Source organism: Sporosarcina limicola (genome assembly GCF_014873855.1).
Classification (GTDB): Bacteria; Bacillota; Bacilli; order Bacillales_A; family Planococcaceae; genus Sporosarcina; species Sporosarcina limicola.
On record NZ_JADBEL010000005.1, the window covers coordinates 135,786 to 161,405 of the forward strand.

At 39.2% G+C, this 25,620-nt stretch carries 20 protein-coding genes; 15 read left to right on the forward strand and 5 right to left on the reverse strand.

What is annotated here, in order from left to right; translation table 11 throughout:
• The first annotated feature begins 237 nt into the window (after nt 1-237).
• From H4683_RS06845 to H4683_RS06870, 6 genes are all read left to right on the forward strand, one after another.
• A complete protein-coding gene (locus H4683_RS06845; RefSeq protein WP_225941940.1) occupies nt 238-2,034 on the forward strand; it encodes a XylR N-terminal domain-containing protein in 1,797 nt (598 codons plus the stop codon).
• Nucleotides 2,035-2,185: 151 nt separating this feature from the next.
• Complete coding sequence (locus tag H4683_RS06850) at nt 2,186-3,025, forward strand: methyl-accepting chemotaxis protein (protein WP_192598096.1); 840 nt, start codon at nt 2,186-2,188, stop codon at nt 3,023-3,025.
• 245 nt (nt 3,026-3,270) lie between these two features.
• Nucleotides 3,271-4,815 carry a 4-hydroxyphenylacetate 3-hydroxylase family protein gene (locus tag H4683_RS06855; protein WP_192598097.1) on the forward strand — a complete coding sequence of 515 codons (1,545 nt, stop codon included), beginning with the start codon at nt 3,271-3,273 and terminating at the stop codon, nt 4,813-4,815.
• 174 nt (nt 4,816-4,989) lie between these two features.
• The gene (locus tag H4683_RS06860) at nt 4,990-5,775 is read left to right on the forward strand and encodes a dioxygenase family protein (protein ID WP_225941941.1); all 786 of its coding nucleotides are present in this window, start codon (nt 4,990-4,992) and stop codon (nt 5,773-5,775) included.
• 357 nt (nt 5,776-6,132) lie between these two features.
• Nucleotides 6,133-6,762 (forward strand): FAD synthetase family protein, encoded by a 630-nt coding sequence (locus H4683_RS06865; RefSeq protein ID WP_225941942.1) that lies wholly within the window; start codon nt 6,133-6,135, stop codon nt 6,760-6,762.
• Between the two features lie 85 nt (nt 6,763-6,847).
• The gene (locus H4683_RS06870; RefSeq protein ID WP_192598098.1) at nt 6,848-7,312 is read left to right on the forward strand and encodes a flavin reductase family protein; all 465 of its coding nucleotides are present in this window, start codon (nt 6,848-6,850) and stop codon (nt 7,310-7,312) included.
• A gap of 181 nt (nt 7,313-7,493) precedes the next feature.
• Here the strand turns inward: H4683_RS06870 and H4683_RS06875 are convergent, their stop codons facing one another.
• Nucleotides 7,494-8,108, reverse strand: coding sequence for a DUF3298 and DUF4163 domain-containing protein (locus H4683_RS06875; RefSeq protein WP_192598099.1), 615 nt, complete (start codon nt 8,106-8,108; stop codon nt 7,494-7,496).
• A gap of 135 nt (nt 8,109-8,243) precedes the next feature.
• On the opposite strand from H4683_RS06875, the gene H4683_RS06880 reads away from it, so the two are divergent.
• A complete protein-coding gene (locus H4683_RS06880) occupies nt 8,244-8,666 on the forward strand; it encodes a YkvA family protein (RefSeq protein ID WP_192598100.1) in 423 nt (140 codons plus the stop codon).
• Nucleotides 8,667-8,750: 84 nt separating this feature from the next.
• On the opposite strand, the gene H4683_RS06885 is transcribed toward H4683_RS06880, so the two are convergent.
• The 4 genes from H4683_RS06885 to H4683_RS06900 all read right to left on the reverse strand — a co-directional run bounded on the left by H4683_RS06885 (nt 8,751) and on the right by H4683_RS06900 (nt 15,069).
• Complete coding sequence (locus H4683_RS06885; RefSeq protein ID WP_192598101.1) at nt 8,751-9,581, reverse strand: energy-coupling factor transporter transmembrane component T family protein; 831 nt, start codon at nt 9,579-9,581, stop codon at nt 8,751-8,753.
• On the reverse strand, nt 9,571-10,461 hold the full coding sequence (locus tag H4683_RS06890; RefSeq protein WP_192598102.1) for an energy-coupling factor ABC transporter ATP-binding protein: 891 nt from the start codon (nt 10,459-10,461) through the stop codon (nt 9,571-9,573). The genes H4683_RS06885 and H4683_RS06890 overlap by 11 nt, the downstream gene beginning before the upstream one ends.
• 14 nt (nt 10,462-10,475) lie before the next feature.
• Nucleotides 10,476-11,336 (reverse strand): SAM hydrolase/SAM-dependent halogenase family protein, encoded by an 861-nt coding sequence (locus tag H4683_RS06895; protein ID WP_192598103.1) that lies wholly within the window; start codon nt 11,334-11,336, stop codon nt 10,476-10,478.
• Nucleotides 11,337-11,967: 631 nt separating this feature from the next.
• A complete protein-coding gene (locus H4683_RS06900; RefSeq protein WP_192598104.1) occupies nt 11,968-15,069 on the reverse strand; it encodes an efflux RND transporter permease subunit in 3,102 nt (1,033 codons plus the stop codon).
• Nucleotides 15,070-15,226: 157 nt separating this feature from the next.
• Here H4683_RS06900 and H4683_RS06905 point away from each other — a divergent pair, with 157 nt between their 5' ends.
• From H4683_RS06905 to H4683_RS06940, 8 genes are all read left to right on the forward strand, one after another.
• Nucleotides 15,227-16,066, forward strand: a complete 840-nt coding sequence (locus H4683_RS06905; RefSeq protein WP_192598105.1) for a TetR/AcrR family transcriptional regulator — start codon at nt 15,227-15,229, stop codon at nt 16,064-16,066.
• Between the two features lie 78 nt (nt 16,067-16,144).
• Complete coding sequence (locus tag H4683_RS06910; protein ID WP_192598106.1) at nt 16,145-16,519, forward strand: nucleotide excision repair endonuclease; 375 nt, start codon at nt 16,145-16,147, stop codon at nt 16,517-16,519.
• 69 nt (nt 16,520-16,588) lie between these two features.
• Nucleotides 16,589-17,854 carry a hypothetical protein gene (locus H4683_RS06915; protein WP_192598107.1) on the forward strand — a complete coding sequence of 422 codons (1,266 nt, stop codon included), beginning with the start codon at nt 16,589-16,591 and terminating at the stop codon, nt 17,852-17,854.
• 459 nt (nt 17,855-18,313) lie between these two features.
• A complete protein-coding gene (locus H4683_RS06920; RefSeq protein WP_192598108.1) occupies nt 18,314-19,054 on the forward strand; it encodes a metal ABC transporter ATP-binding protein in 741 nt (246 codons plus the stop codon).
• Entirely contained in the window at nt 19,054-19,911 is an 858-nt protein-coding gene (locus H4683_RS06925; RefSeq protein ID WP_192598165.1) for a metal ABC transporter permease, read from the forward strand. Before H4683_RS06920 ends, H4683_RS06925 begins: the two co-directional genes overlap by 1 nt.
• A gap of 28 nt (nt 19,912-19,939) precedes the next feature.
• Nucleotides 19,940-20,878: a metal ABC transporter solute-binding protein, Zn/Mn family gene (locus tag H4683_RS06930; protein ID WP_275403066.1), complete on the forward strand. Its 939-nt coding sequence runs from the start codon at nt 19,940-19,942 to the stop codon at nt 20,876-20,878.
• A gap of 171 nt (nt 20,879-21,049) precedes the next feature.
• Complete coding sequence (locus tag H4683_RS06935; RefSeq protein ID WP_192598166.1) at nt 21,050-22,207, forward strand: exonuclease SbcCD subunit D; 1,158 nt, start codon at nt 21,050-21,052, stop codon at nt 22,205-22,207.
• Nucleotides 22,204-25,281, forward strand: a complete 3,078-nt coding sequence (locus tag H4683_RS06940) for an SbcC/MukB-like Walker B domain-containing protein (protein ID WP_192598110.1) — start codon at nt 22,204-22,206, stop codon at nt 25,279-25,281. The genes H4683_RS06935 and H4683_RS06940 overlap by 4 nt, the downstream gene beginning before the upstream one ends.
• Nucleotides 25,282-25,620: the final 339 nt, after the last annotated feature.

The window sequence follows — 25,620 nt, forward strand, 5'->3', positions numbered from 1 at the left end:
TGGATTCCAATTGTAAGCGCTTGCAAATGTTTGATCGTCTGGAGAGACAACTCGGAGAAAAGATAATATTGAAGTTAAAAACTTTTTTGTGATTAGTTTGACTCGCTTTTTGGATTACTAAGCTTAAGCGATATTCATTTGTGTGATTCTCTTTGCAAAAAAATAATATTTAGTAAAAACGATTTTTAGGAAAGTCGACAAAGTAAAGTAAGTAACTGATGAAGAGGAGGAGAAAAAATGGTGATGAAAGCGAACGAGTTAATGTTGCAAAATTTGCTTGATATCAATCCTCGCACAGGAACAATTACGCTACATGATGAAAGAATGGTATTGCTGTCTGTAGAATCGTTAGGGATTTTGCGTTCCGATTTAATTAATACGCTTGGCTATGAACGTGCAAAAGGATTTCTTATGCGCTATGGCTGGTCCTGCGGGTATAAAGAAGCCGAGACTTTAAAGAATGAGTACGAATGGAAATCATTAGAAGAATTACTGTTAGCTGGTCCGGCGATGCATACACTAGCAGGAGTTGTAACTGTAGAGCCCGATGTTTTAGAAATTGAAGAAGATAAATTATATTTCTCAGGTTACTGGAAAAACTCCTTTGAAGCAGATGAACATATCTCCAAGCACGGGATTAATAACGAAGCAGCCTGTTGGTCACTTTTGGGTTATGCAAGTGGCTATCTCACGAAAATTTTTGGTCAAGAAGTTGTTGCCAATGAAAAGTATTGCCGGGCTAAAGGTGATTCAGCCTGTTATTTTGTTGCGAAAACAGTCGCTCACTCTGAAAAGGAGCATTTGAAGGATTTGCGTTATTACCAAACGGAATCTTTGCAGTCAGTCTTGGAAGATGTATATATGGAAATGGAGCAGTTGAATGAAGATATCATTGAATCAGAGAAAGTGCAAAATGAATTAACAGAACTTTTTCTTGAAGACAAAGATATCAACGAGATAACAGAAATGATTGGAAAACTACTAAAACGTAGTATAGTTATTAATCATTTTAGCGAAGTTTATTCATCTTATTTTGAGTGTGATAAGGATAAAGAGGACTATGATAAATGGTTAAAGAGCAGGGGCGTTACGAATGTGGAAGATTATAGAGGTTTTGAATCGTTCAGTATTAAAAGCCATAAAATTGTATTAGGTAGAATGATTGTCATTGGTCATACAAAACTTGATAAAAGAGAACAGTTAATCATAAACCGTGCATTAATGGTATTTACGATTCAAATGTATCATCAACGGAAAATGACAGAATCTTTATGGAAAAAAAGAGAGGATTTTTTTGATGAAATCATCGACAATAAAATAGTAGATGATTTTTCATTAAAAAGGCAGGCGGCAATTTTCGGTTTTAAACCGAATGAGCGACATCAAATTATGGCAATTAAATTTTTACCGAAAGAAATGAAAGAGGAAGTATTGAATTTCCTTACGAAAAGGTATTCCAATCTGGATTTATTTATGAAAGACGGCTACATCGTCATGATTATTGCCGAAAATCAAGAACAAGATATTGAAAGATTATCTTCGACTATTCTTGATACAATCCAACGAAATTTACCCGATGGAAAGATCTATATTGGTTCTGGACGCTGTGTGGAGACGATTCAAATGATGAATAAAAGTTACATGGATGCAACCCGGATTTGCGACTTTGTCCAATTGACCTATCCAATAAGCAGTCGACAGGCTTCGTTTAAAGAGTTGGAACCAATTATGATGTTCCTAAAAGGATCTGATCAAAAAGAACTAATCAAGTTTTATTCGGAAACGATTGGAAGTTTGGTGAAATATGACACCGAAAACCAAGGAAGCTTGCTTATTACTTTAAAATCATATTTAGATAACAATGGAAATCTTCAGCAAACGGCAGATGAATTGCACTTGTCAATCGCTGGATTACGTTACCGGATTGAAAGAATAGAATCATTAAGCGACATAGATTTGAAAACGGGGTCGGGTCGATTTAAATGTCAGCTTGCAACTAGGATTTATTTTGTGTTAAAAGTAATGAATATGTAGTAAATTCGGTGTCTATTTAATTTTTTCCACCAATTAGAATATCCCTGTTTTTCGAGAAAGCCTGAACGTCCATAAAGCTTGTCTATGATGAAAATCAAATAAGAGCGGCGTCGATGCTACGTTGTTTTTTATAGAGGGAGGGAATTGGATTATGGATTCGAAAACATTAACTAACAATAATATGCTCGATTATTTGATTAAACTTGCGCCTGCAATACAAGAGGCGATTCCTTTTGAGGCAATGATTGGGGTGACTGACACAAAGAACTTTTTGTTATACCTTCCTACAAAAGACTTAAACCTTGGTGGAATTACAGGAATGACTATTCCTGAAGGAGATGCTATTTATGAAGCAATTAAGAAAAAAAGCACACAAATGATTAGTGTACCGAGAGAAGCTTTTGGCATTCCATTTAAAGCTAAAGGTGTACCTATTAAAGATGGAAATGGAAACGTCATTGGTGGTTTAGGAATTGGTATCAGTCTGGATAATCAGGAAAAGTTAAGCGATGTTGCACAACAATTTGCCTCTGCTTCCGAAGAAATATCTGCATCTACAGAAGAACTATCTTCTACTGCTCAAAAATTAGCTAATTTCATGAAGGATTTAAAAATATCTCAGCATGAAATGATAGAGCAGGTTGGCAAAACGGAGAAAATGCTAGAATCGATTAGTACTATTGGAAGAAATTCTAGAATCCTTGGTTTGAATGCTGGAATTGAGGCTGCTAGATCAGGTGAACACGGTCGTGGTTTTAGTGTTGTTGCCCAAGAAATAACGAAACTAGCCGATATTAGTGCTACATCAGTAGATGAAATCCGTAGTTTACTGAGGTCATTAAAAGAAAAAGTTGAGTATATTACGGAGACAGTTAATAAAACAACAAAAATCTCCAACGAACAATTTGCTTCATCAGACAATATATCCACCGCAATTAACCATTTAATCGTTTCGGTAGAGGAAATTGACAAATTATCCAAAATAATATAAAAGTAAGCAAGACATGAATGACGTGCTTACTTTTAAAAACGGATGAACAAACAAAAAAGGGCGAATCATTAATAGTTTTGTCCGTTACTTGTTGCAGAAGCGATTTCAAGAACATGATAAGTAACGATTAGTAAATTGTGCTAGTGTAAACACGCTTATTAGTATACTTTTACAGTTCCTAAAATTCAGATAACAAAGTAATATAATAGTTAGTAAGCGATTACATTAAAACAAGGAGGTACAAAATGACAACAAAACAAGCAGTTAAACTTCCTATGACGGGTGAAGAATATTTAGAAAGTATAAGGGATGGACGGGAAGTTTGGCTCCATGGAAAAAAGATTGATGACGTTACGACTCATCCAGCATTTCGAAATAGTGCTCGTTCAATTGCAAGACTATACGATGCACTACATGACCCAGAATATAAGGATATTTTAACGAGAGAAACCGATACTGGAAATGGTGGATTCACACAGCGTTTCTTCCAACCGGATACTTCTCCAGCAGAATTATTAAAGACGCGTGACGCGATTGCTCAATGGTCAAAAATGACATACGGTCAAATGGGAAGATCTCCAGATTACAAAGCTTCATTTTTAGCGACACTCGGAGCTAACCCAGAATATTACGGCGAATATGAAGACAATGCAAGAAGATGGTATAAAGAAGCGCAAGAGAAGAACTGGTATTTCAATCATGCAATCATTAATCCCCCGGTTGACCGGGACAAGCCGATTAATGAAGTGAAAGATGTCTTTATTCACAAGGTTGGTGAAACGGAAGAAGGTATTTTAGTAAGCGGTGCGAAGATGGTTGCAACAGGTTCGGCATTGACAAACTATAATTTTATTGCGCATTACGGTGCTTTACCGATTCCGAGTGAAGAATACGCGCTTGTATTTATTGCGGATATGGCAACACCAGGTATCAAATTGATTAGTCGACCTTCCTATGAGTTGAATGCTGCAGTTACGGGCAGCCCGTTTGATTATCCATTGAGTAGCCGTTTTGATGAAAATGATACTGTAATCGTTTTTGATAATGCCCTTATTCCATGGGAAAACATACTTGTTAATGGAGATATTGAGAAAGCGAATAGCTTCTTTGCAGAAAGTGGATTCCTTCATCGTTTTACATTCCACGGTGTTATACGACTTGCTGTAAAACTTGATTTCATATCGGGTTTATTAATTAAAGCTTTAAGGGCAAATGGGACAGATAAATTCCGTGGTGTTCAGGCAAATATTGGTGAGGTGTTAGCTTATCGTAATATGTTCTGGGCAATGAGTGATGCGATGGCATTGAATCCAAATAAAGGAGCAAATGGTACCGTTTTACCGAACATTGACTATGGGCTTGCTTACCGTGTATTTATGTCGGATGGTTGGCCGAAAGTAAAAGATATTATTGAGACAGTCGTCGCAGGGAGTCTTATTGTACATCCATCTAGTACGGCAGATTTTAAAAATCCAGAACTACGCCCGTACATTGATAAGCTCTATCGCGGTTCAAATGGTATTGAAGCAGAAGAGAAAATTAAAGTGATTAAATTACTCTGGGATGCGATTGGTACAGAATTCGGCGGAAGACATGAATTATATGAACGTAACTATTCTGGTAACAATGAAAATATTCGTTTGGAGAATTTGGTGATGGCACAGATGACTGGACAAGCACAGGAATATGAAGACTTCGCTCAGCAGTGTATGGATGATTATGATATGGATGGTTGGGTAAATCCAACTTGGATCAATCCAGACGATGTTAATGTAACATCTAAAATGTGAATTACCTATTCATGGATGTGTGTTGGTATTATATCTGAACTTTCCTGAAACTATCAATGTCTAGGAAGAGATTTAAGCAGAAGTGATCCAGAATTCCAACAGTTCTTATTACCGTACTTTTTTGCGGTATTCCAATTAAAAAAATGATGTCAACAATTAATTAGGAGGAGTTTAATGATGAAACAGCAGACTATTCAAAAAAACGAGCGTGTAGAAGAGGTATTTGGTCTATTTATCAAACATATCCAAAGCTTTTTAAAAGAAGCCAATCTGAACCACGAAGAATATACAAACTTTGTAAATTGGGCTGATCGACTTGGAAACACAGGGGAGCTTCCACTTTTCGCGGATGTATTCCTTGAGAGTCATGTGTTAAGAGCGATGTACACAGATAAGCCAGGAACACAACCTTCACTCTTAGGTCCTTATTTCATTGATGGAACACCTTTGATAGAAGCAAAAGCAGGGGAACCATTAGTTTTGACACAACGTCCTGACGAAGCGGGAGAAGTCATGTATTTTAAAGGAAACGTAAGTAGCACTAATGGCCAGCCACTTGCAAAAGCGCGAATAGAAATGTGGCAAAACGATGCTACCAGAAAATATTCTGCATTTGATTCTGACGCACCACGATATAATTTCAGAGGTCATTTCTATACGCAGGAAAATGGAGACTTTGAGGTGAAGTCAATTGTACCGCTTCCTTATTCAATTCCAACGGATGGTCCCACAGGAGAATTCTTAGAATATACTGATCAACACCCGATGCGTCCAGCTCACCTCCATTTCATGTTTGAAGCAGAAGGTCATGAAACCCTGATTACTCAAGTGTTTTTCGAGGGTGATGAATGGCTCGAAACTGATGTAGCAGATGGTGTTCGTTTAGATCTTATGACGAAGCTTGAAGAAAAAAATGGCCGTACAGAAGCTGCTTTAAACTTTGTAATGCGCCCAGAATAAGAAAAAATAAAAATCAGGGACATTGCACAATGTCCCTGATTTTTTACGCTGTGGAAATTATGATTTTGAAGTAATAAAAAAGCACAAAAAAAACTATGAATTTATCTTTTTAAGGCAATATTTCTCCGTAAATCATGCTAGTTAAAGCATATATATCAGTGTTTATTTACAGTTAAAAATATTCCGAACAATGGTAATATGTATATAGTAAGTGATTACTTTAAAAGCAAAAAAGAGGTTACATAATCAACATAGAGTATCAATCTGTAAGTATTTATCCTGCATTTACCAATAATATGGCGCCTGTGGATTGAAGTATCACTTTATTCATATTTTCGATATGTAGAGTGAAAAGTCATGAGCTTATTATCTCTTGTTGTGACTTTTATAAAAGATTTAATAGACTTAATGAAAAGTGAGGTGCTTCAAATGAGGGTTTTTCGAAACAATCAACTAAAACTGGAACAGTCAGTTGTCACGATAGGGGCCTTCGATGGCATTCACCGTGGACATCAAGCATTAATTAAAAAAGCAAAATCACAAGCGGAACTTTACGGGATTCCTCTCGTTGTTTATACATTTGATCCGCCACCTAAAGTCTATTTTCAAAATCAATCAATTTTAACTTCATTACCAGAAAAGAAATATTTTCTGGAGGCATTGGGTGTTTCTTATTCGGTTTTCGCTTCCTTTGATGAGGAGTATGCATTAAGGGGTGTACAAGATTTCATCGATGAACTAAGTGATGTGAACCCGAAGGAGGTATGGGTAGGACCTGGGTTCAACTTTGGTAAAGGGAAAAGCGGTACGATCGAGGACTTGAACAATGCGTTCAAAGCGTATCAGCATCCCATAGTGACTTGTCCGAAGGGGGAGGTTATTTCATCAACACGGATTCGACAGCTTTTTCAGCACAAAGAAGCGGAACAGGCCTACTATTTGTTAGGTAGAAATCAATTTGTTTTATCTGGCATTAATGGGCAGTAAGTTCCAGTAAATTCAAGTTTACTTTAAAAGATGCTTAACTCAGATTAACAATTAGACATACAAAAGATAAATAGGAGGGTTATTTATGGACATTAGAGAATATAGAAATTGCATGGGGCGTTTTGCGACGGGGGTAACGGTTGTTACGTGTAAAACTGATGATGGATATCATGGCTTCACCGCAAACTCATTTACTTCGGTATCGTTAGATCCACCTCTCGTCTTGGTATCAGTCGATCGAAAAACAAAAGCATTTGAACACCTAAGCAATAATTCATTTACAATTAATATTTTAAACGAAAAACAAGAGGATACCGCAATGCATTTCGCTGGTCGTCCGAAAGAAAAAGAACCGTTTACCTGGGTTGAAGGAGAACATACAGTACGTCTTGAAGAGTCTCTTGCTCATATCGAATGTGTTCCATGGGCTGAGTATGATGGCGGTGATCACGTTCTTTTTGTAGGAGAAGTTAAAAACTTTGACTATACTAATGGCAATGCACTAACATATTTTTCAGGGAAATTTTCAACTTTATCTTTAGGAGAATAACAAGTATAAAAGATTTCTATACTAAAAAACGCACTGCTTTTAAATAAGCAGTGCATTTTTTATTCGACTTTTAATAATTCTGATCTTTTTTAAAATTACTTTGAGGCAATTTCTATCACTATATCGGGACTGTCTATTTTGAAAATTCCAGGGGCTCGCTTTATTTTTCAGTTAGTACACATCAAGTGAATGACATCATTCGATCCAGAGGTCCTTTTGGTCTAATGATATCAGCAAGATCCAATATCGGAATTGGGAAGTAAGGGAAACCAGAGGAATGTGGTGAGATTTCATAAAGTTGGAAATAGATGACGAGTGATGTATCCGCTATATAGAAATCCTGATCGCTGCGGATTCCTTTGAATGGTTCTAACAACACAGTGTCCCACTCCTTGATACGCTTTCTGATAATGTCGGATATTCTTTTTTTATAATCACTGCCCGGTTTGAATAAATCTTTCAAATTGTATTGTTTACCGGTTTTTGTATCGAATGTAAGTGATTTGATGATTGTCATACCATGGGCGGCATGGTGCATATAGGAGTAGACAATGAGATTTAAACTGAGGATTCCACGTTGATTGTTCTTTAATTCAAAGTTGGCCAGTAGTTCTTGCAGATTAGCGTCGTAAAAGTTCTGTTCAATAAGAATTTTGTTTAGAGCCGTGACAATGGCGTGATTAATCGTATTTTGAACACTTGCATTTTGTAAATTTATAACGACAGGATAATACACATTCACATTAGTTGAAGCATGCGGTAATTTCTTCGTGATAATCGATACAGGTAAATCCATATTAAACGTCCTTCCCATCTCAATAGAGTCGTACATCATATGTTAGTTGTGATAGAGAAATACTTCTTTAAGAATGACAGTTGAAGAAATTCCATGTACTATTTAAGTTAAGAGAACCACTAGGGGGGGATTTATATGGGAAGACAACGTAAAGGTTTTGAAGATGAATTCAATGACATTGATTTGGAATCCGGCATACAGAATGTGGAAAAACGATATTCAGATAAGAGGTTTTGGAGCAAGGTGAAGAGATACGGGAAACGAGCGGGGAAGAAAACAGTCTATTATAGCTTGCTGTTATTTTATGCCGCTAAAAGTCCAGCAGTACCAAAATCTTCAAAAATGATAATCGTTGGTGCACTTAGTTATCTTATATTCCCGGTAGATCTGATACCCGATTTCATTCCTATAGTAGGGCTTGCAGATGATTCAGCTGTCATTGCAACCGCGGTCTATAAGGTTATTTCCCATATCGATGATGATGTGAAATATAATGCGAAGAAAAGACTTGGGAAGTTCTTTGGTGATAGAGATATAGATGAAAAGATGTTGAAATGATTTCATTTCTGGACTCAAGAATACCCGTTTTTTTATAGAAAAAGCACTCGTGGAAATTTACTCCTGAGTGCTTTTTGTATTTATTCAACTAAATGGATTATAAAACCGGCCGTTATTCAAAAACATAAATACAATCATCATGCCGAAAATAATAAGTGACATGGAAATTGCGATCATATCTCTTCTTGCAAATTTTCTATAGCTATACCAAGTTCTTTTCTTGCGCTTACCAAATCCGCGTAGTTCCATGACATTGCTAATCGTTTCGATTCGGTCAAGGCTCGATAAGATAAGTGGCAACAAGATAGAACTGGCATTTTTAATGCGCTTACCTAATTTTTCATTCCGAGACATATCAATTCCTCTTGCTTGCTGTGATTTTGCAATCGTTTTATAGTCCCGTTGGATATCGGGAATGTACCGAAGTGCAATTGACACGGAATAGGACAAGCGGTAACTGATACCTATGCGATTCAAGGAAGCCGCAAACTCGCTAGGATGTGTCGTCACGATGAACAGTAGGGCGGGCGGGATGACAGCGATATATTTCAACGTAATATTGAGCTGATAGAAAAGTTGTTCCCAAGTGAGTGAATAGCGTCCAATGCCCTCTATTATCTGATGGGACGCTCCGTAAATGAGCGTGCCGTGCTGAGGCGCAAAAAGGTAAATCGCGATGTTATTCAAAATCAAGAAAAAGAGAATGAACCCTAGAATGAACCCAATTTCTCTAATTTTCACTTTGGAAAGAATAAAAATAATAACGCTTACAAATACGATGAACAGCAGCACGCGTGTATCATAGGAAAGCATTGCAGCACTTGATAATAATATAAAACATATTAACTTTGTTGCACCGTTCAATCGGTGGATAACAGAATCTCGTTCAATAAAGCTAAGTAGCTCATTGCTCATTGAGGCGTACCTCCCGATCAAACTGGATGAACTTTTCAACGAATCGTTCATGGTCTGTAATATGGAGTGTTGTTGCTAAAGCATGCAAGGAAGATTGTTTTAAATTCGCTCGCTCAATTAACTCTGTATTGGCAAGAATTTTTGCGGGGGAGTCATCCGCGATGATTTGACCGCCACTTAAGACGATTGCCCTTTTTGTGTATTCTGTCATAAGATGCATATCATGGGTAATCAAAATAATAGTAATTCCTTGTGTTTGCAAGCTTTCTAAAAATGTCATTAGTTCCGTCGTATGTTTATAATCCTGCCCAGCAGTAGGCTCGTCCAATAAGAGTATAGAAGGCTCCATCACAAGAATTGCCGCGATGGATAATCGTTTTTTCTGACCATAACTTAGTGCGGAAATCGGCCAATTTCTAAATGGGTAAAGTCCGCATACTTTCAATGTTTGCTCCACCCGTAATTTCACTTCGTCAGGGGAAACCTCTTTGTGCAACAGACCGAGACCCACTTCTTCTTGGACGATATGTTTGGAAAACATCTGATTCGGATTTTGTAAAACGAAACCAACTTGTTCGCCACGCATCTTTAAGGAATCGTTGTTGCCATTCTTACCATTAAAAAGAAGGGTACCCGATATTGGTTTTTCAAAACCACAAATCAGTTTACCAAGTGTAGATTTTCCAGTTCCGTTTGCACCGACAATACTCACCATTTCGCCTCGGTGTATTGTCAAATTCACGTTGTTTAGTGTAGCTTGTTTGTCAGGATAACCGAAGGAAACGTTTTGAATTTCAAGTATAGGCGAATGAATTGGCTGTTCATATTTCGCGACAGGGATATCATTGAGCCACGCCTTTTTTCGTTCTAGTTTTCGCATATATCACTATACCATTATTCGTAAACAATTCGCGGTGCTTTTCGAATAATTACTTCCCAATTCGTACCGGTTCCGACACGGTAGGCATCCGCAAAAGATCCTTGGTTGATGGCGATGCCGATGTTATCGAGTGAATTCACGTAAACAAGCGGTTCACCAATATGCAAATCGGCAAAAGAACGACCGTATGTCATGATGTTTTTATAGATGGTGCGGCTATCTGTCGAAATCGTTACTTCGAATGAATCGCCGAACTGCTCAGCAATCTCTTTGAATTGCGCTCTGCTAATATTGGTCCAAAGGTTTCCGAAAGGTCGATCGATAATATCCACAATACCGGTAATCACTTCATTGTTAATGCTTGAGTTTCTAAGTGGTAATCTAACGATAGTGGAAGTATCCACTGCTGGACCGATATCTTCAAATTGAATATCACCAGAAGCAAGGCGTGCACCTGTATAAGCGAAAATATCTCTTCCATGGAACGTATGGGATTCGCCGGAGTTAGGAAGCCGATTTTTTGATTCATCGATTAGTCGGACGTCTGTAATATCAACAAATTGTTTCAGATGCGTGAGAGTTCCGTTGTCCGGTGTAATGACGTAGTGATTATCAATTGTTTTTGCAACGACGCCGCGGCGATCGGAACCGACACCTGGATCGACAATTGAAACGAAAACAGTTCCACTCGGCCAATAGCGTATGGCTTGCAACAGGCGGTAAGATGCTTCCCATATATTATATTGCGGAATCTGATGCGTTATTTCATAAATGGAGATATCGCGATTCACTGTGTTTGCAACTCCATGCATTGCGCTGACTGCCCCGTCACTGCTCCCAAAATCTGATTGGAAAACCAATAATCCTTTTGTCATTGTAAATCCGCTCCTCATTCATTTTTACTTAAAATAACGCGAAATCAGCCTTCGTTGAGAAAAAAAGAGAATAAAAAAATCCCGTCCTCATCAATCTTTAAACGATTGAAAAGGACGAGACTAGCTCTCGCGTACCACCTTTTTTCGTTACTTACTCACATAAGCAACCTCAACAAGTGCAGAATCCTATCGTGATAGATTCTAGACTGTGGTTCGGATAACGGGTACCAACTCCCGCTGCCATCTACTGATGCAAAATTGCTGCACGTTCAATACAGAGCTTAGAGGCCATTTTTCAAGTGAAAGTTTTCTGCTTCTTCTCAGCTACCGAAGCTTTCTGTTAAGAACACCCTACACCTTACTTTTCTCTTCAACGCTTTTAAGTATTAATGAATAATTTACAGGATTCTAAATAAGATGTCAATGTTTTGATGTTATTTTTTTCATGACTGTTCCCCTTGCGGAAATTTCAAATCTGATTGATACTAATCACAAGTTGGCGAGGGAAATGGACAACAAGATAACTCTTTTTCATGAAAATCTTGTTGAAACGCGTACCGACGTACGCGAACTACAGCGCGCAAAAAAAAATGCCTGCCACTTTCGTAAGTGTGGCAGGCATTTTACTGTATTAAGCTGCTTTTTTATTCTTACGGAACTTCCCTAAAAACTCATAGACGATTGGAACGAAGATAAGCGTAAGCAATGTCGAGCTTGTTAATCCGCCGATAACCGTAACGCCGAGTCCTTTTGAAATAAGTCCGCTACCTTCCGCTCCAATTGCTAATGGAATCAATGCACCAATCGTAGCGAGTGCTGTCATAAGGATTGGACGGAGTCTCGTAGAACCCGCTTCCAAAATGGCATCCCTTGTTGTAAGTCCTTCTTTTTCTTTATTAATAACACGGTCGATTAATACAATCGCATTTGTCACGACGATACCGATAAGCATTAGTAGACCAATCATTGCCGAAACGCTGATTGTTTCGCCAGCAATCCATAAACCAACCAATGCCCCAATCACAATGAAGGGTAGGGAGAATAAGATTGCTAATGGTGCAAGTCCGCCACCAAACGTAACAACCAAGATTAAGTACACAATGGCGACTGCGGCAACCATTGCGAGTCCGAGCTGTGTAAATGCTTCCGCGATGTCTTCTGTTACTCCAGCAGTACTGACGGTTACATTCGATGGAATATCAAGTTCGTCAACCTTACTCTGAATAGCTGACGACGTTTTTGCGACATCTTTCGTCGTTATCTCTGCCGAAACACTCGCGAATAATTTACCGTCTTTACGGGAAATCGTATCTGACGTTGTTCCATCTTTTACATCTACCAATTCGGAAATGGCTATTTCAATACCCAGTGGTGACTGTACTTTTTCTTTTAGTAAGTCATCGATTGTTTTATGTTCTTTCTTTTCTTCGTTAATCAAAACTTCAATTACTTTATTGTCTTCTTCGATTTTTGTTAATACTTCTTGCTTGTTATTCGGATAGAGAACCATTCCCACTTGTGCAGCCGTCAAGCCATACTGTGTTAACTTCTTTTGGTTGGCAACGAGTGTATATTCTTTATAATTTGTCGCCAAGCTTGTTTTAACATTTTTCAAATCGTTGTTGTTATTCATGACTTTTTCGATGTCTTCAACAATAGGTTGAATGTCGTTTAAGTTATTTCCGTAAACGTAATAATTCACTGCATTACTCGACCCGCTTGCCGAAAAATCCTGCGATTTCCATTCACCTTTTGTAGATAGTTTTTTGAGTTCGATGACTGTTTCTTCTTTGACCTTTGTAAACTCAACTGTATCATCATCGAATGTTACAAATAGGAGGGCTCCATTTGAAGCACCAGGCGCCATTGGGTTTTCTCCGCCAACGGAAGCCTGCACGACGTCAACATCTTTCAAATCCAATAAATACTCTTCTGCTAATTCAACAGTGCTGTTTACAGTACTGAGCGTTTCCCCAGGTTCAGGCGTGTACGTAATGTACATTGTTTTCTGCTCTTCATCTGGAAGGAAACTTACACCGACGATAGGTGCTAGGAATAGGCTACCGACAAGAAGTACGATTGAAATGATAGTTGTGATCAATTTGTGATCTAATGTCCAATTCAATGCCTTCTTATAGAAATTGGCCATTTTACTAGTTTTTTCTTTATGACTACTGGTAGTTGAGTAAAGCTGTTTGTTGAATAATGAATGTGCAAGCATCGGCACAATCGTAATCGCAACAACAAGTGAAGCGAGCAATGCAAATACAATTGTTAAAGCGAATGGCAGGAATAATTCGCCGACCATGCCGCTTACTAAACCGATTGGCAGGAAGACTGCAATCGTAACAAGTGTAGACGACATGATAGGTTTAAACATTTCTTTTGTTGCTTCACGTACAAGTTCCTTACCTTTTAACTTTTCAGTGGAAAGGTTCATTCTTCTAAATATATTTTCAACGACAACAATTGAATCATCTATAACACGAGCAATTGCGACGGTCATTGCACCAAGTGTCATCATATTCAATGTAATATCCATCTGCTTCAATAGCATGATTGCAATTAGCAGTGACATTGGAATCGACACAATGGATATAAGTGTAGATTTAAAGTTACGTAGGAACAGCATAATGATAATTACGGCAAAGAGCGCACCGAATAATGCTTTATTAATCATAGTATCAACTGATTGTTGAATGGGTTTACCTTGGTCGAGCGTTGTAGAAATTTTGACGCCATCGTTTTCTTTTTCAAATTGTGTCATCAATTCTTTAACTTCATCGACAACAGTTACCGTATTGGCGTTCTGTGATTTTACAACTTGAACAGCGATGGCTTCATTACCGTTCATCCTTGAAATGGATTCGGCTTTTCCAACATGCTCAATTGTTGCAATTTCACCAAGCTTGACGGAAGGCAATTGGAGGGCTGCGGAATTATTTTCCACGTGCGGTCCTGGTGGAACTGTAGAACCGGCATTCATAGCCGGCATCACAGGGATCAATATGTTTTTCAAATCTTCAACAGTCGTGATATTGCCATCGATGACGACGGACTGTTCTTCTTCATTGAATTGGAACAAGCCAAGTGGCATCGTCACGTCTGAACCTTTTACAATTTGCTTTACTGTGTTTTCATCTAAATTATGTGCAGCTAGCTTTTCTTGATCGAATGAGAGAATGACTTCTTCAATTTGTTGGCCTGACACAGCGACGCTTGAAACGCCATTAATTCCTTCAAGTTCAGGAACAAGTGCGTCTTGCACTTTTATCGTTAACTGTTCAAGATCTGCTTTGCTGTCAGAAACACTAAGGGCGAGGACTGGAAACGCATTGATGTTAATTCTTCCGACGCTCGGATCCATTGCGTTTTCTGGCAAAGTGATATTTTTAAGCGCTTCGTTGACATCTTCTTCAGCCTGCTTCATATCAGTACCGAATGAGTATTCGATTTGCAAAGATGAGGCATTTTGGTACGATGTGGAGCTGACCGACGTAACGCCATTCAAACTTTTAACGGCTTTTTCGAGTGGCTCCGATAATTCATTTACCACTTGATCTGGTGTAGCACCAGGATAAACCGTTGTTACGCTGACGATAGGGATTGTAATATCCGGTATTGTTTCCAAATTCATTTTTGTTGCAGAGTAAATACCTGTGGCTGTTATAATAAGCGTGAGAAGCCAAACAGCTAATTTATTCTTCATAACAAAGTTAATAATTGAATTCATATGTACCTCCAATAAGTTTTTACTTTGACCAAATAGTCATAATGCTTTATTATTGATTATGAATAGGAAGTCAATACTCATCCATAATAACTGACTGGTCAGTCACGTGTCAAACGAGGAAGTTTATTCGTTTTTTTTGCAGTAAGGGGGTATTGATTTGTCGGATAAAAAAATGTTGATTATCGAAAAGGCGTCGGAGCTTTTTGCGAAAAATGGGTTTGGGGCAACATCCGTGCAAGAAATTACAGATGCATGTGGCATTTCGAAAGGTTCTTTTTATCTTTCTTTTAAATCGAAAGAAAGTCTGCTGTTTTCGATTTTCGAGTACTTCAGTACGAAGCTGATTGACCGGTTAGGTGACATTCTCCATATGGAAGCTACGGCAAGGAATAGATTTGAACAGTTTTTCGTTATTCAATTTGAAGAAATTGCCCGGCACTCTGATTTTATTTTGATGCACATGAGGGAACAGGCTAGTCCTATAAATGAAGAAATGCTGGGTCTACTGAATAAGCTACGCGGAAAAGCATACGAGGCTATGGAGAATCTTCTATTGGATTTGTATGGGGAAAGTATACAGATTCATTTGCCCGATCTTATCGTCATGTTGAATGGTATCATACATGGTTATGTAGAAATAATTGTATTTAATAAAAAGATGTTGAACTATACTGATTTAGCGAACTATATCATCGAACGAACAGATTCAATTATCAATGGCTTAACTGAACCTTTATTGAAAAAAGAACAGTTACTAAGTACCGGAGGAATTACGTTTTCGATTACGCTTGAGGAGTTAGTGAAAGACATCGAAATGATTAAACAACAGATTCAAGATACGGAAGACGAGGTATTTATAAGTTTAGATGTGATTGGGCAGGAACTCTTAAATCCTAACTTCCGAAAACCTGTCATTTCAGGGATGATGTCCAATTTGAAAAATAGTGAACTGTCGGAGGGAGTAGTGCGGAAATTAGTAAGGTTCTTAAACCAGTAAAAATGACATCATTCTTCGCTTTTTGGTCCGTTTTATGGTAGGATTTAAGTTCATAAAAGAAGAGGACGTGAAGTTAAATTGATCAAAATTACAGTACCTACTCCCGATATAACGATTATTCAACGAGAACAGGAAATGGCTGCGGACGTAGCACCTATTAAGCCAGTTTACGGATTCATCGATTTCCATGAGATTCCACGTGACAAAGGCGGCATCATCTTATTTTATAACAGAAGAGATGAATTATTGTTTGCGGGGAAAGCCCGGAAAATTCGCCAACGTGTAAAAAAACATTTCGAAGACAATGTATCACCAATCAAAGATCATCGCAATGAAGTGAATAAAATTTCTGTCATCATTGTTGAAGACCCAATGGAACGTGAAATTTACGAAACATACATCATTAATACAGAACAAGCCAAATATAATGTTGATAAAGTATTCTTCGAATAAACTGAAAAGCTGACTGCCATGTGCAATCAGTTTTTCTTTTTGAATACATCATAGGAAAAGGGTGGAAGCATGGACGAGCGATTGCAAAAGATTGTTGATAAGACAAGAGGGAAGTTTGGTTTAGAAGCATCCAAGTTTGAAGACTATTCTATTCTTAAGGTAAGGGATAATATGGGAGACGCTTTTTATATATTCAATATGAAATGGTTTCCAAATGAAGTGACGGAACTTGTGGAAGAGGGAACAACTCCATTAGGGACGGCATTTATCAGCTATTTAATTCAGCAGGAGAAATATAAAAGTATCTCATTCGCTTCTGCCGAATCTTCCTTCACACGAACACATTTTCCAAACAAGACAGCTCATGAAGTGATTGAATGGCTTGAGGAGGAAACCGGATTGACGTCTGGGGAAGATTTTAAATTGACGGAAGCGAACGCGAATGAATTCTATTTTGAATCGGAAATTGACGGTATTCCTCTGTCGCCAAGTTGTACAATTAAAGTAGCATTTGATGATGTTGGAAAACTAACTAGCTTTCATTGGGATGGAACACTTCCGTCACACGAACAAGTGGAGAAATCAGAATTTTCGCTGACACTTGAAGAAATTGAACCGATAGTGAAAATGCAACTTCAACTTGTAGAGTTTCCATCCGAAGCGAGAGGATCTTTCGTTCCTGTCTACGCAATGGACGAAGTGTATGTGACAATTGATGGTGCGCGCATCATGCCGTTCGTGGAATGCGAACGGGCAGAGGTGCAAGTGGATGAAGTGCTGGAATGGAATCTTCCACTTGAACAACAGCTGATTTTTGAAGAGATACCAGCTGTTTTTGAAGCTAAAATAGACGAAGCATTCGGCGATGTCGGTGTCGGGAAAAAACTCACATTGACAGCTGAACAAATTGAACGTAGCAAACGGGTTGTACGTGATGTCATGAGGTCGGAATACCCGAATGAATCAGGGATGTGGAGGTTAGCATCGCTGCGTCGAGGAGAAACGTCTATCGTGGCGTTTTGTAAATTGAATGAAGCTAACCTAATGATAGTTAAACGAACTATTGTTGTACACATTGATCCGGAAACGATGTCAATGTTGACTGTTTTTGATAATGTAGGAGGGATGTTTGGTTTATTTGATTCCTTCGCATCTGCTGAGAAAGCGGTTGTAACATATGAGGAAGCTTTTGAGAAAATGATTCCATACATCACACTCGATCCTACATATGTTTACGACTATATCACAGGGAAATATGTATTATGCGGATTATTGGATGCTGCTGAAGGTATTGATGCAGTGACAGGAGAAGTTGTTTTGTTGCGGGACCTATAAGCTTTACTAGCAGTTTAAATGAGAATGCCGAAAGACGGCATTCTCATTTTTTTTAATAAAGATATGTGTCAGTTTTTAGGCCTACCGCAATCCATAAGATTGTGACACCCTTTACTATGAATCAACCAATCCCACACCGCCGAAGCGACTGATCTTCGAATCAAGATGTAGTTAAAAATTAAGGGAATAGCTCATTTTGAACAGCTACAATCTGTAATAAGTACAAAACAAAAAAGTACCAGGTTGAATTTTTAAAAAAGAAATAAAAAGAATTGCTTTACATTTTGAAGTGAATCTTTTAGTATAGGGATATAAAGTTTCCTGAGGGAAACAAATTAGTGTCATTTGCAGATTTGAATTTTTTTGTCCATAAAGTTTCCTTAGGGCAAAAAAATTTAAATGAAATGTTTCCTTAATGAAACATTTGAATATAAATAGTTGTATGGAGGTGTGGAAAAAATGAATGCAGTAGAAGTAAAGGACTTGCGTGTTTCCTATTTCGGAAATGAAGCACTGAAAAAGGTAGACTTCACTATATCTGAAGGTACACTTGTCGGAATTATTGGTCCGAATGGTGCAGGTAAGTCCACTTTATTGAAAGCCATTTTGAATTTGATACCAAAAGATTCGGGTGAGATCAATATACTTGGTTCCACGTTGAAAGAGGTACGTAAACGGATTGCCTACGTTCCACAACGGAGTGCGATTGACTGGGATTTTCCGATCAGGGTGAAAGAAACCGTTTTGATTGGTACGTATCCGTCTATCAGTCTTTTGAAAAAACCAGGCAGGAAAGAAAAGGAATTGGCTTTGAAATGTCTGGAAAAGGTAGACATGTTAGAATTTCAGGATAGACAGATTGGCGAATTATCAGGAGGGCAACAACAACGCGTTTTCTTGGCTCGTGCACTCGCACAGCAAACGGACCTATTTCTTCTTGACGAACCGTTTGTGGGTATCGACGTGGCAAGCGAAGAAGTGATTGTAAGAATCTTAAAAGAGTTACGGGATGAAGGAAAGACAATAATTGTTGTTCACCATGATTTAAGCAAAGCAGAAAAATATTTTGATGAGCTTCTATTGTTGAATAAGGAACTTATATCAAGTGGAGATGTGAAAGAAGTGTTTACTCCACGAAATATTGCAAAGGCGTATGGCGGACAATTATCATTTTTGGAAGAAATGGTGATGACAACATGATGAATTTTATCGATTCAGTTATCGAGTATGAGTTTTTACAAAAAGCACTTCTCACTTCTGTTATGGTGGGCGTGATTTGTGGAGTAATTGGTTGTTTTATTATATTACGTGGAATGGCACTTATGGGAGATGCAATTTCTCACGCTGTTTTACCTGGCGTGGCAATTTCGTATATGTTAGGTATCAACTTCTTCATTGGGGCTGTAGTGACAGGTATTCTAACTGCTGTAGGGATTGGTTTTATCAGTCAAAATAGCCGAGTGAAAAATGACTCATCAATCGGGATTGTTTTTACAGCTGCGTTTGCTTTGGGCATAATTCTTATCACAGTCCTGAAAAGTAGCTCGGATTTATATCATATTTTGTTCGGTAATGTATTAGCGGTGAGGCCTTCAGATATGTGGATTACACTTATCATCGGAATCGTCGTTCTGGGTAGCGTTTATCTTTTCTATAAAGAATTGCTGGTTAGCTCTTTTGATCCAATTATGGCACAAGCTTACGGCTTGCCGACGAAGATGATCCATTATTTCTTGATGACATTACTGACACTTGTTACGGTCGCATCGTTACAAACGGTCGGAATTATATTAGTTGTCGCTATGCTAGTTACACCGGCTTCGACGGCGTACTTATTGACAGATCGGTTGTCCGTTATGATTGGCTTGTCAGCACTATTTGGCGCGATTTCTGCGGTGGGCGGTTTGTATCTGAGTTTCACTTATAACCTTGCATCAGGTGCGACCATCGTTCTCGTGGCAACGACGTTGTTTATCGTAGCATTATTATTTTCACCGAAACAAGGGATTTTATTGCGGGCGATCCGATCGAAAAGAAGCAAAACAGTTACTGTTTGAAACAGTTAGAATGAGGGGAAGAATGTTGATGAAGAAACTGATTTTATTTTTAACAACAATGATAGTTGTCGCTTTGGTAACTGCATGTAGCCAGGGAGCGACTTCACCGAAAGAGAAAGATAAAGGTGGAAAACTGAAAATCGTGACAACCTATTCAATTGTCTATGATATGATAAAAAATGTTGGAGGAGAACATGTAGAGGTGCATAGTTTAGCGCCAATCGGATCAGACCCCCACAACTATGACCCGCTTCCGGATGATCTTGTATTGACAACGGATGCAGATGCAGTATTTTATAATGGGTTGAACTTGGAAGAAGGAAATGCTTGGTTTAATGAAATGATTGAAACGGCAGGAAAATCAATTAAAGATGATAATGTAATACGTGTGAGTGAAGGCGTTGAACCGATGCTTCTGAGCTCGGAAGAACATAAAAATGAAGAGGATCCACATGCTTGGCTCGACGTTCGGAATGGCATCAAATATGTTGAAAATATTCGTGATGCCCTGAAGAAAATTGACGCTACCCATGCGGATGACTACGATAAAAATGCTGGAAAATATATAGCGGAACTTAACACACTTCATGAAGAGATTCTTGAAATGATGCATGCGGTCCCAGAAGAAAAACGCGTACTCGTAACGAGTGAAGGCGCATTTAAATACTTCTCCGCTGCCTATGACTTCCAAGCTGCCTACATTTGGGAAATCAATTCACATGATGAAGGGACTCCAGAGCAACTGAAGAGTATCATAAGTATAGTCAAAGATGACGGTGTTCCATCACTGTTCTTGGAGTCTAGTGTTGATCCGCGAAGCATGGAGATGGTATCAAGAGAAACGGGTGTGCCAATCCATGGGAAAATATTCACAGATTCACTAGGGAATGCTGGTAGTGATGGGGACACATACATCAAAATGATAAAATGGAATGCTGAAATGATTGCTGATGGATTAGGAAAATAAGGAATGAATGAGGAATGCGTCATCTGCTTATAGATGACGCATTCCTCATTTTTCATTTCATATTGACATAGATACCTTCAAGGTTCACTTCTTTTTCCAATAACTCCGAGGCGCATTTCAAAGCAATTTACTGTAAAGTAGTAGGAAAGAGTGATGACAGGAGAGATGGAGTTGAAGTTTTTTCATACGGCGGATTGGCATTTGGGCAAGCTTGTGCAAGGGGTTTATATGACGGAGGGACAACGATTTGTTCTGGATCAATTCATTGAGGCGATTAAGGAAGAGAAGCCAGATGTGGTCGTTATTGCAGGTGATTTGTATGATCGTGCGGTGCCGCCGACTGAAGCGGTTGTTCTACTTGACGAAGTTTTGGCGGAAATTGTGATGGAGTTGAAGACACCGATTATTGCGGTAGGGGGCAACCATGACAGTCCAGCACGTCTTCATTTTGGGAGCGGTCTGATGCGGGAAAACGGCTATCATATTGTGGGTCAAATGACGAAGCAGATTGACCCAGTCATTCTAACCGATGACTTTGGCGAAGTTCATTTTCATCTCGTCCCATTCGCAGATCCTTCTGTTGTGAAATATTTGCAAGAAGACGAAGAGATTTCGAACCATAACGACGCGATGAAAAAAGTGATAGACGGCATTTATGAAAATTTGAAGCAAGATGCACGTCATGTATTTGTGGGACATGCATTTGTTACAAAGCACGGAGAAAGTGAAGAAAACACAAGTGAATCGGAACGGCCACTTGCGATTGGTGGAGCGGAATATGTGTCGGCACATCTATTTGAACCATTCCATTATACTGCGCTCGGACATTTGCATCAGGCACATTTTGTGTTGAATGAAACAATACGTTACGCCGGTTCTCCGATGAAATACTCCATTTCAGAAGAGCATCATAACAAAGGATTTCTCATCGTCGATATGGACGGAGAGGGGCAAGTCACTGTTGAAAAGCGGGAGCTGACACCGCGATACGATATGCGGACGGTCGAAGGAACGATAGAAGACATTTCGCAGCATTCCATTAGTGAGGATTATGTTTTTGTGAAACTGCTTGATGAGACACCGGTTTTATTCCCAATGGAAAAGGTGCGTGCGGTGTATCCAAATGCGATGCATGTCGAACGGAAAATGATTCAGCCATCCCTTGGTGTTGGACGGAAACGGCAGGTAGGACAAGGGAAACAGGATGATCTAACACTATTCAAATCATTTTATGAAGCGATGAAGGGCGATGTGGCAGACGTGGAAACGGAAGCGTTATTTGCAGAGGTACTTCATGAAGTAATGCATAAGGAGGGGGAGGGAGTTTGAGACCTTTACTACTTTCGATGACGGCATTTGGACCATATAAAGGGACGGAAACAATTGATTTTAAAGAATTAGGAGAGAATAAGTTATTTGTCATTTCTGGTGCAACTGGAGCTGGGAAAACGACAATTTTTGACGGTATCTGTTTTGCGTTGTATGGACAGGCGAGTGGGGAGGACCGTGCGGATAGTGGTGCGATGCGCAGCGATTTTGCGGACGATGGTGTACAAACTACAGTCGGGCTCACTTTTGAAATACATAGTCGGGTGTATCGAATTATGCGGCAAATTCCACATGTCAAAATTGGAAATAAGTCAAAGACGGTTGCTCGCTGTGAATTTTACGAACTGACGGCAGACGGAGAAATACCGTATGTAGATAGGCAGATTGTTTCCGAAATCAACAAGAAAGCAGAGGAACTAATCGGCTTCACACAAGCGCAATTCAGCCAAATCGTCATGCTACCTCAAGGGGAATTCCGTAAATTCCTTACATCTGACACGGAAAACAAGGAAACAATCATGCGGAAAATTTTCAAGACGGAACCGTACCGTGAAATTGTTGAAAAGTTGAAATTGAAAAAGGATATAGCACAGACAGAACTGACAAATGAGATACAATTGAATGAGGGGTATATTCGCCAGATATCTTCTGTACTACCAGAGCGCGAGTCGCTAATTTTCACCTTTCTTGCGAATGACAACCGTAACGACAGTCAAATCGTTCAAGGTTTAGATGAAGAGCTTTCCTATTATAATGAAAAAACAACGGATGATAAGCGGGAATATGAAGAATCAGTCAAGAAACATGCGGAGGTACTCTCATCTTTTCATACTGCGAAAAGCTTGAACGAACGGTTTGTTGAATTAGAACAACAGAAAAATTCATTGAGTGCGTTGTCCGAACGGATTCCTCTTATGGACACCAAAGAGCAGCAATTGGCTGAGGCAGAACGTGCGGCTGCTATTGAGGAAATCGAATTGCAGTACAGTGGGTTAAAAAAAGAGGTTATTCAAAAAGCTGCCGCACTTGAAAAAGCTTCATATGCGGTTCAAGTGGCAACTGAAAAGATGGGAAAAAACGAAATTCTTTTTAAAGCTGAAGAAGGACGGAAAGAGGAACGTGAACAATTGGCGGAAACCCTAATCCGTTTGAATGGTCATTTGCCCGCAGTCTCGGAATTAGCATCGAAAGAAGCAACACTGAATTTGATGAAAAAAGAAATCGGCTCACTGGATTTGAAACTTAGTGAAACAGTTGGAAAAGCAATCGTTGAAACGGAAAAGTTAGATGTACTGAAGATGAAAATAGACCAACTAGAAGAAAAACTACTTCCGCTCGATAAACGTGTTGATCTATTAAATGAAATGAATGAACAATGTAAAATTCTTGATGAATTCATAAGCATTCAGAAGCTAACAACCACTATAGAGATAGAAAAGAATGAAAAAGAAGAGCGTTATAAAAAACAGAAAATAGATTATGATCAGTTTGAGAAAAGTTGGCTGAACAACCAGGCTGCGATGCTGGCGGAATCCCTTCATGACGGGGAGTCCTGTCCTGTTTGCGGCAGTCAAGAACATCCAGCTAAATCACAGGGCCATTTGGAAACGGTCGTTACAAAGGAGCAACTAGATGGTGAGAAAAAAGCACTTGCAGATGTGGAAAGTGAATACCGCACAGCGGCAGCAAAACTTCAAAATATAGATGAACAATTAAATGACAAAATGGAAGAAATTAAACGTTTGCAAATTGATGTTGAAAGTGACACATTGCATTTATTGAAAAAAGAACTCGAGACGGAAGTTGCCAATTTACGCGAACACCGGAAGCTGCTTACTGAACTGAAAGTGAAATTGAAAGAGCAGGAAGTCATAGCTACAGAGCTTGTAACGGAAAAATTGACGAAAGAGCGAGCGTTATTTGAACGAAAATCTACTTATGAAAAAGAGTTGGCCCTAATTGAAATGACGCTACAAGTGATACCTGAAGATGTTCGGATACTCGATGTCCTTCAACAACGAATCACAGAAACAGCAACGAAGAAAATAGAATTAGAACAGGCTTGGGATAGGGTGCAGAAGTCACTGAATGATGCAAAGGAACTACTGATGACATCACGTTCCGCGGTTATGCATACTGAAAATGCACTTAAGGAAGCGGAAGAGAAAAGGGGTAGTGCTGAAACGCGGTTCAAGGAAGCTTTGCTGAAATCGGGTTTCCCGACGGAAGAGGTGTATGGTGAGGCGAAGATGCCGGCAGTGAATCGTGTTTCATTGAGAGAGGAAATTTTTGATTTCAAACAACGACTGCATTCATTACGCGAAGCGGTAGCGGGACTTCAACAGGTTCTCGAAGGAAAAGAAATTGTGGAACTTAGCGGATTAGAATTGATTGTCGATGAGCTGAAAATAGTTTATGAAAAAGCATTCGCCGATTATAATCGTTCGATGGAATTTGCAAAAGCAGCCCATGGTATTAAAGAGAAAATAGAACAGTCCGTGAAGATAAGGAACGGACTTGAAAAAACTTGTGGGAAAATCACAGCCCTGTATGATGTTGTTAGAGGCCAAAACGGGTTGAAGCTGTCATTCGAACGCTATATTCAAATTGAATATTTAGAGCGTATTATCCAATCTGCGAATGAGCGCCTAAAAGAAATGACCAATGGACAATTTGAATTGATTCGCAGTGATCGGCAAGAAATCCGGGGCAAGCAAAGCGGCTTGGGCTTAGATGTATATGATGCCTATACTGGGCAGACGCGTGATGTGAAAACATTGTCAGGCGGAGAAAAGTTCAATGCCTCGCTCTGTCTCGCACTTGGAATGGCTGATGTCATCCAAAGTTTCCAAGGCTCTGTTTCCATCGACACAATGTTCATTGACGAAGGATTCGGTTCGCTGGATGAAGAGTCATTGAGTAAAGCAATCGACACGCTGATAGATCTTCAAAAGTCAGGCAGGATGATTGGTGTCATCTCTCATGTCGAGGAATTGAAAGCCGCTTTCCCTGCTATTCTTGAGGTGAGAAAGTCGAAAGAAGGGCATAGTAAAACGAAGTTTGTTGTGAAATAAATAGTGTTACATAGCCATCTGCGTGCTTAGTCATGCAGATGGCTATTTTTTTCGGCCGAACTGTCATGGCAAATCGGGAAACTGTGAGGGCAAACGTGGAAACTGTCATGGCCCGGCTGAACTGTCATGGCAAATCGGGAAACTGTGAGGGCAAACGTGGAAACTGTCATTGCCCGGCTGAACTGTCATGGCAAATCGGGAAACTGTGAGGGCAATCGAGGAAACTGTCATGGCCCGGCCGAACTGTCATGGCAAATCGGGAAACTGTGAGGGCAATCGAGGAAACTGTCATGGCCCGGCCGAACTGTCATGGCAAATCGGGAAACTGTGAGGGCAATC

What these genes read in the sequence shown, in the direction of transcription:
- H4683_RS06845 (WP_225941940.1), top strand. Translation starts at nt 238, where the DNA reads ATGGTGATGAAAGCGAACGAGTTAATGTTGCAAAATTTGCTTGATATC.
- H4683_RS06850 (WP_192598096.1), top strand. Translation starts at nt 2,186, where the DNA reads ATGGATTCGAAAACATTAACTAACAATAATATGCTCGATTATTTGATT.
- H4683_RS06855 (WP_192598097.1), top strand. Translation starts at nt 3,271, where the DNA reads ATGACAACAAAACAAGCAGTTAAACTTCCTATGACGGGTGAAGAATAT.
- H4683_RS06860 (WP_225941941.1), top strand. Translation starts at nt 4,990, where the DNA reads ATGATGAAACAGCAGACTATTCAAAAAAACGAGCGTGTAGAAGAGGTA.
- H4683_RS06865 (WP_225941942.1), top strand. Translation starts at nt 6,133, where the DNA reads ATGAGCTTATTATCTCTTGTTGTGACTTTTATAAAAGATTTAATAGAC.
- H4683_RS06870 (WP_192598098.1), top strand. Translation starts at nt 6,848, where the DNA reads ATGGACATTAGAGAATATAGAAATTGCATGGGGCGTTTTGCGACGGGG.
- H4683_RS06875 (WP_192598099.1), bottom strand. Translation starts at nt 8,108, where the DNA reads ATGGATTTACCTGTATCGATTATCACGAAGAAATTACCGCATGCTTCA.
- H4683_RS06880 (WP_192598100.1), top strand. Translation starts at nt 8,244, where the DNA reads ATGGGAAGACAACGTAAAGGTTTTGAAGATGAATTCAATGACATTGAT.
- H4683_RS06885 (WP_192598101.1), bottom strand. Translation starts at nt 9,581, where the DNA reads ATGAGCAATGAGCTACTTAGCTTTATTGAACGAGATTCTGTTATCCAC.
- H4683_RS06890 (WP_192598102.1), bottom strand. Translation starts at nt 10,461, where the DNA reads ATGCGAAAACTAGAACGAAAAAAGGCGTGGCTCAATGATATCCCTGTC.
- H4683_RS06895 (WP_192598103.1), bottom strand. Translation starts at nt 11,336, where the DNA reads ATGACAAAAGGATTATTGGTTTTCCAATCAGATTTTGGGAGCAGTGAC.
- H4683_RS06900 (WP_192598104.1), bottom strand. Translation starts at nt 15,069, where the DNA reads ATGAATTCAATTATTAACTTTGTTATGAAGAATAAATTAGCTGTTTGG.
- H4683_RS06915 (WP_192598107.1), top strand. Translation starts at nt 16,589, where the DNA reads ATGGACGAGCGATTGCAAAAGATTGTTGATAAGACAAGAGGGAAGTTT.
- H4683_RS06920 (WP_192598108.1), top strand. Translation starts at nt 18,314, where the DNA reads ATGAATGCAGTAGAAGTAAAGGACTTGCGTGTTTCCTATTTCGGAAAT.
- H4683_RS06925 (WP_192598165.1), top strand. Translation starts at nt 19,054, where the DNA reads ATGAATTTTATCGATTCAGTTATCGAGTATGAGTTTTTACAAAAAGCA.
- H4683_RS06930 (WP_275403066.1), top strand. Translation starts at nt 19,940, where the DNA reads ATGAAGAAACTGATTTTATTTTTAACAACAATGATAGTTGTCGCTTTG.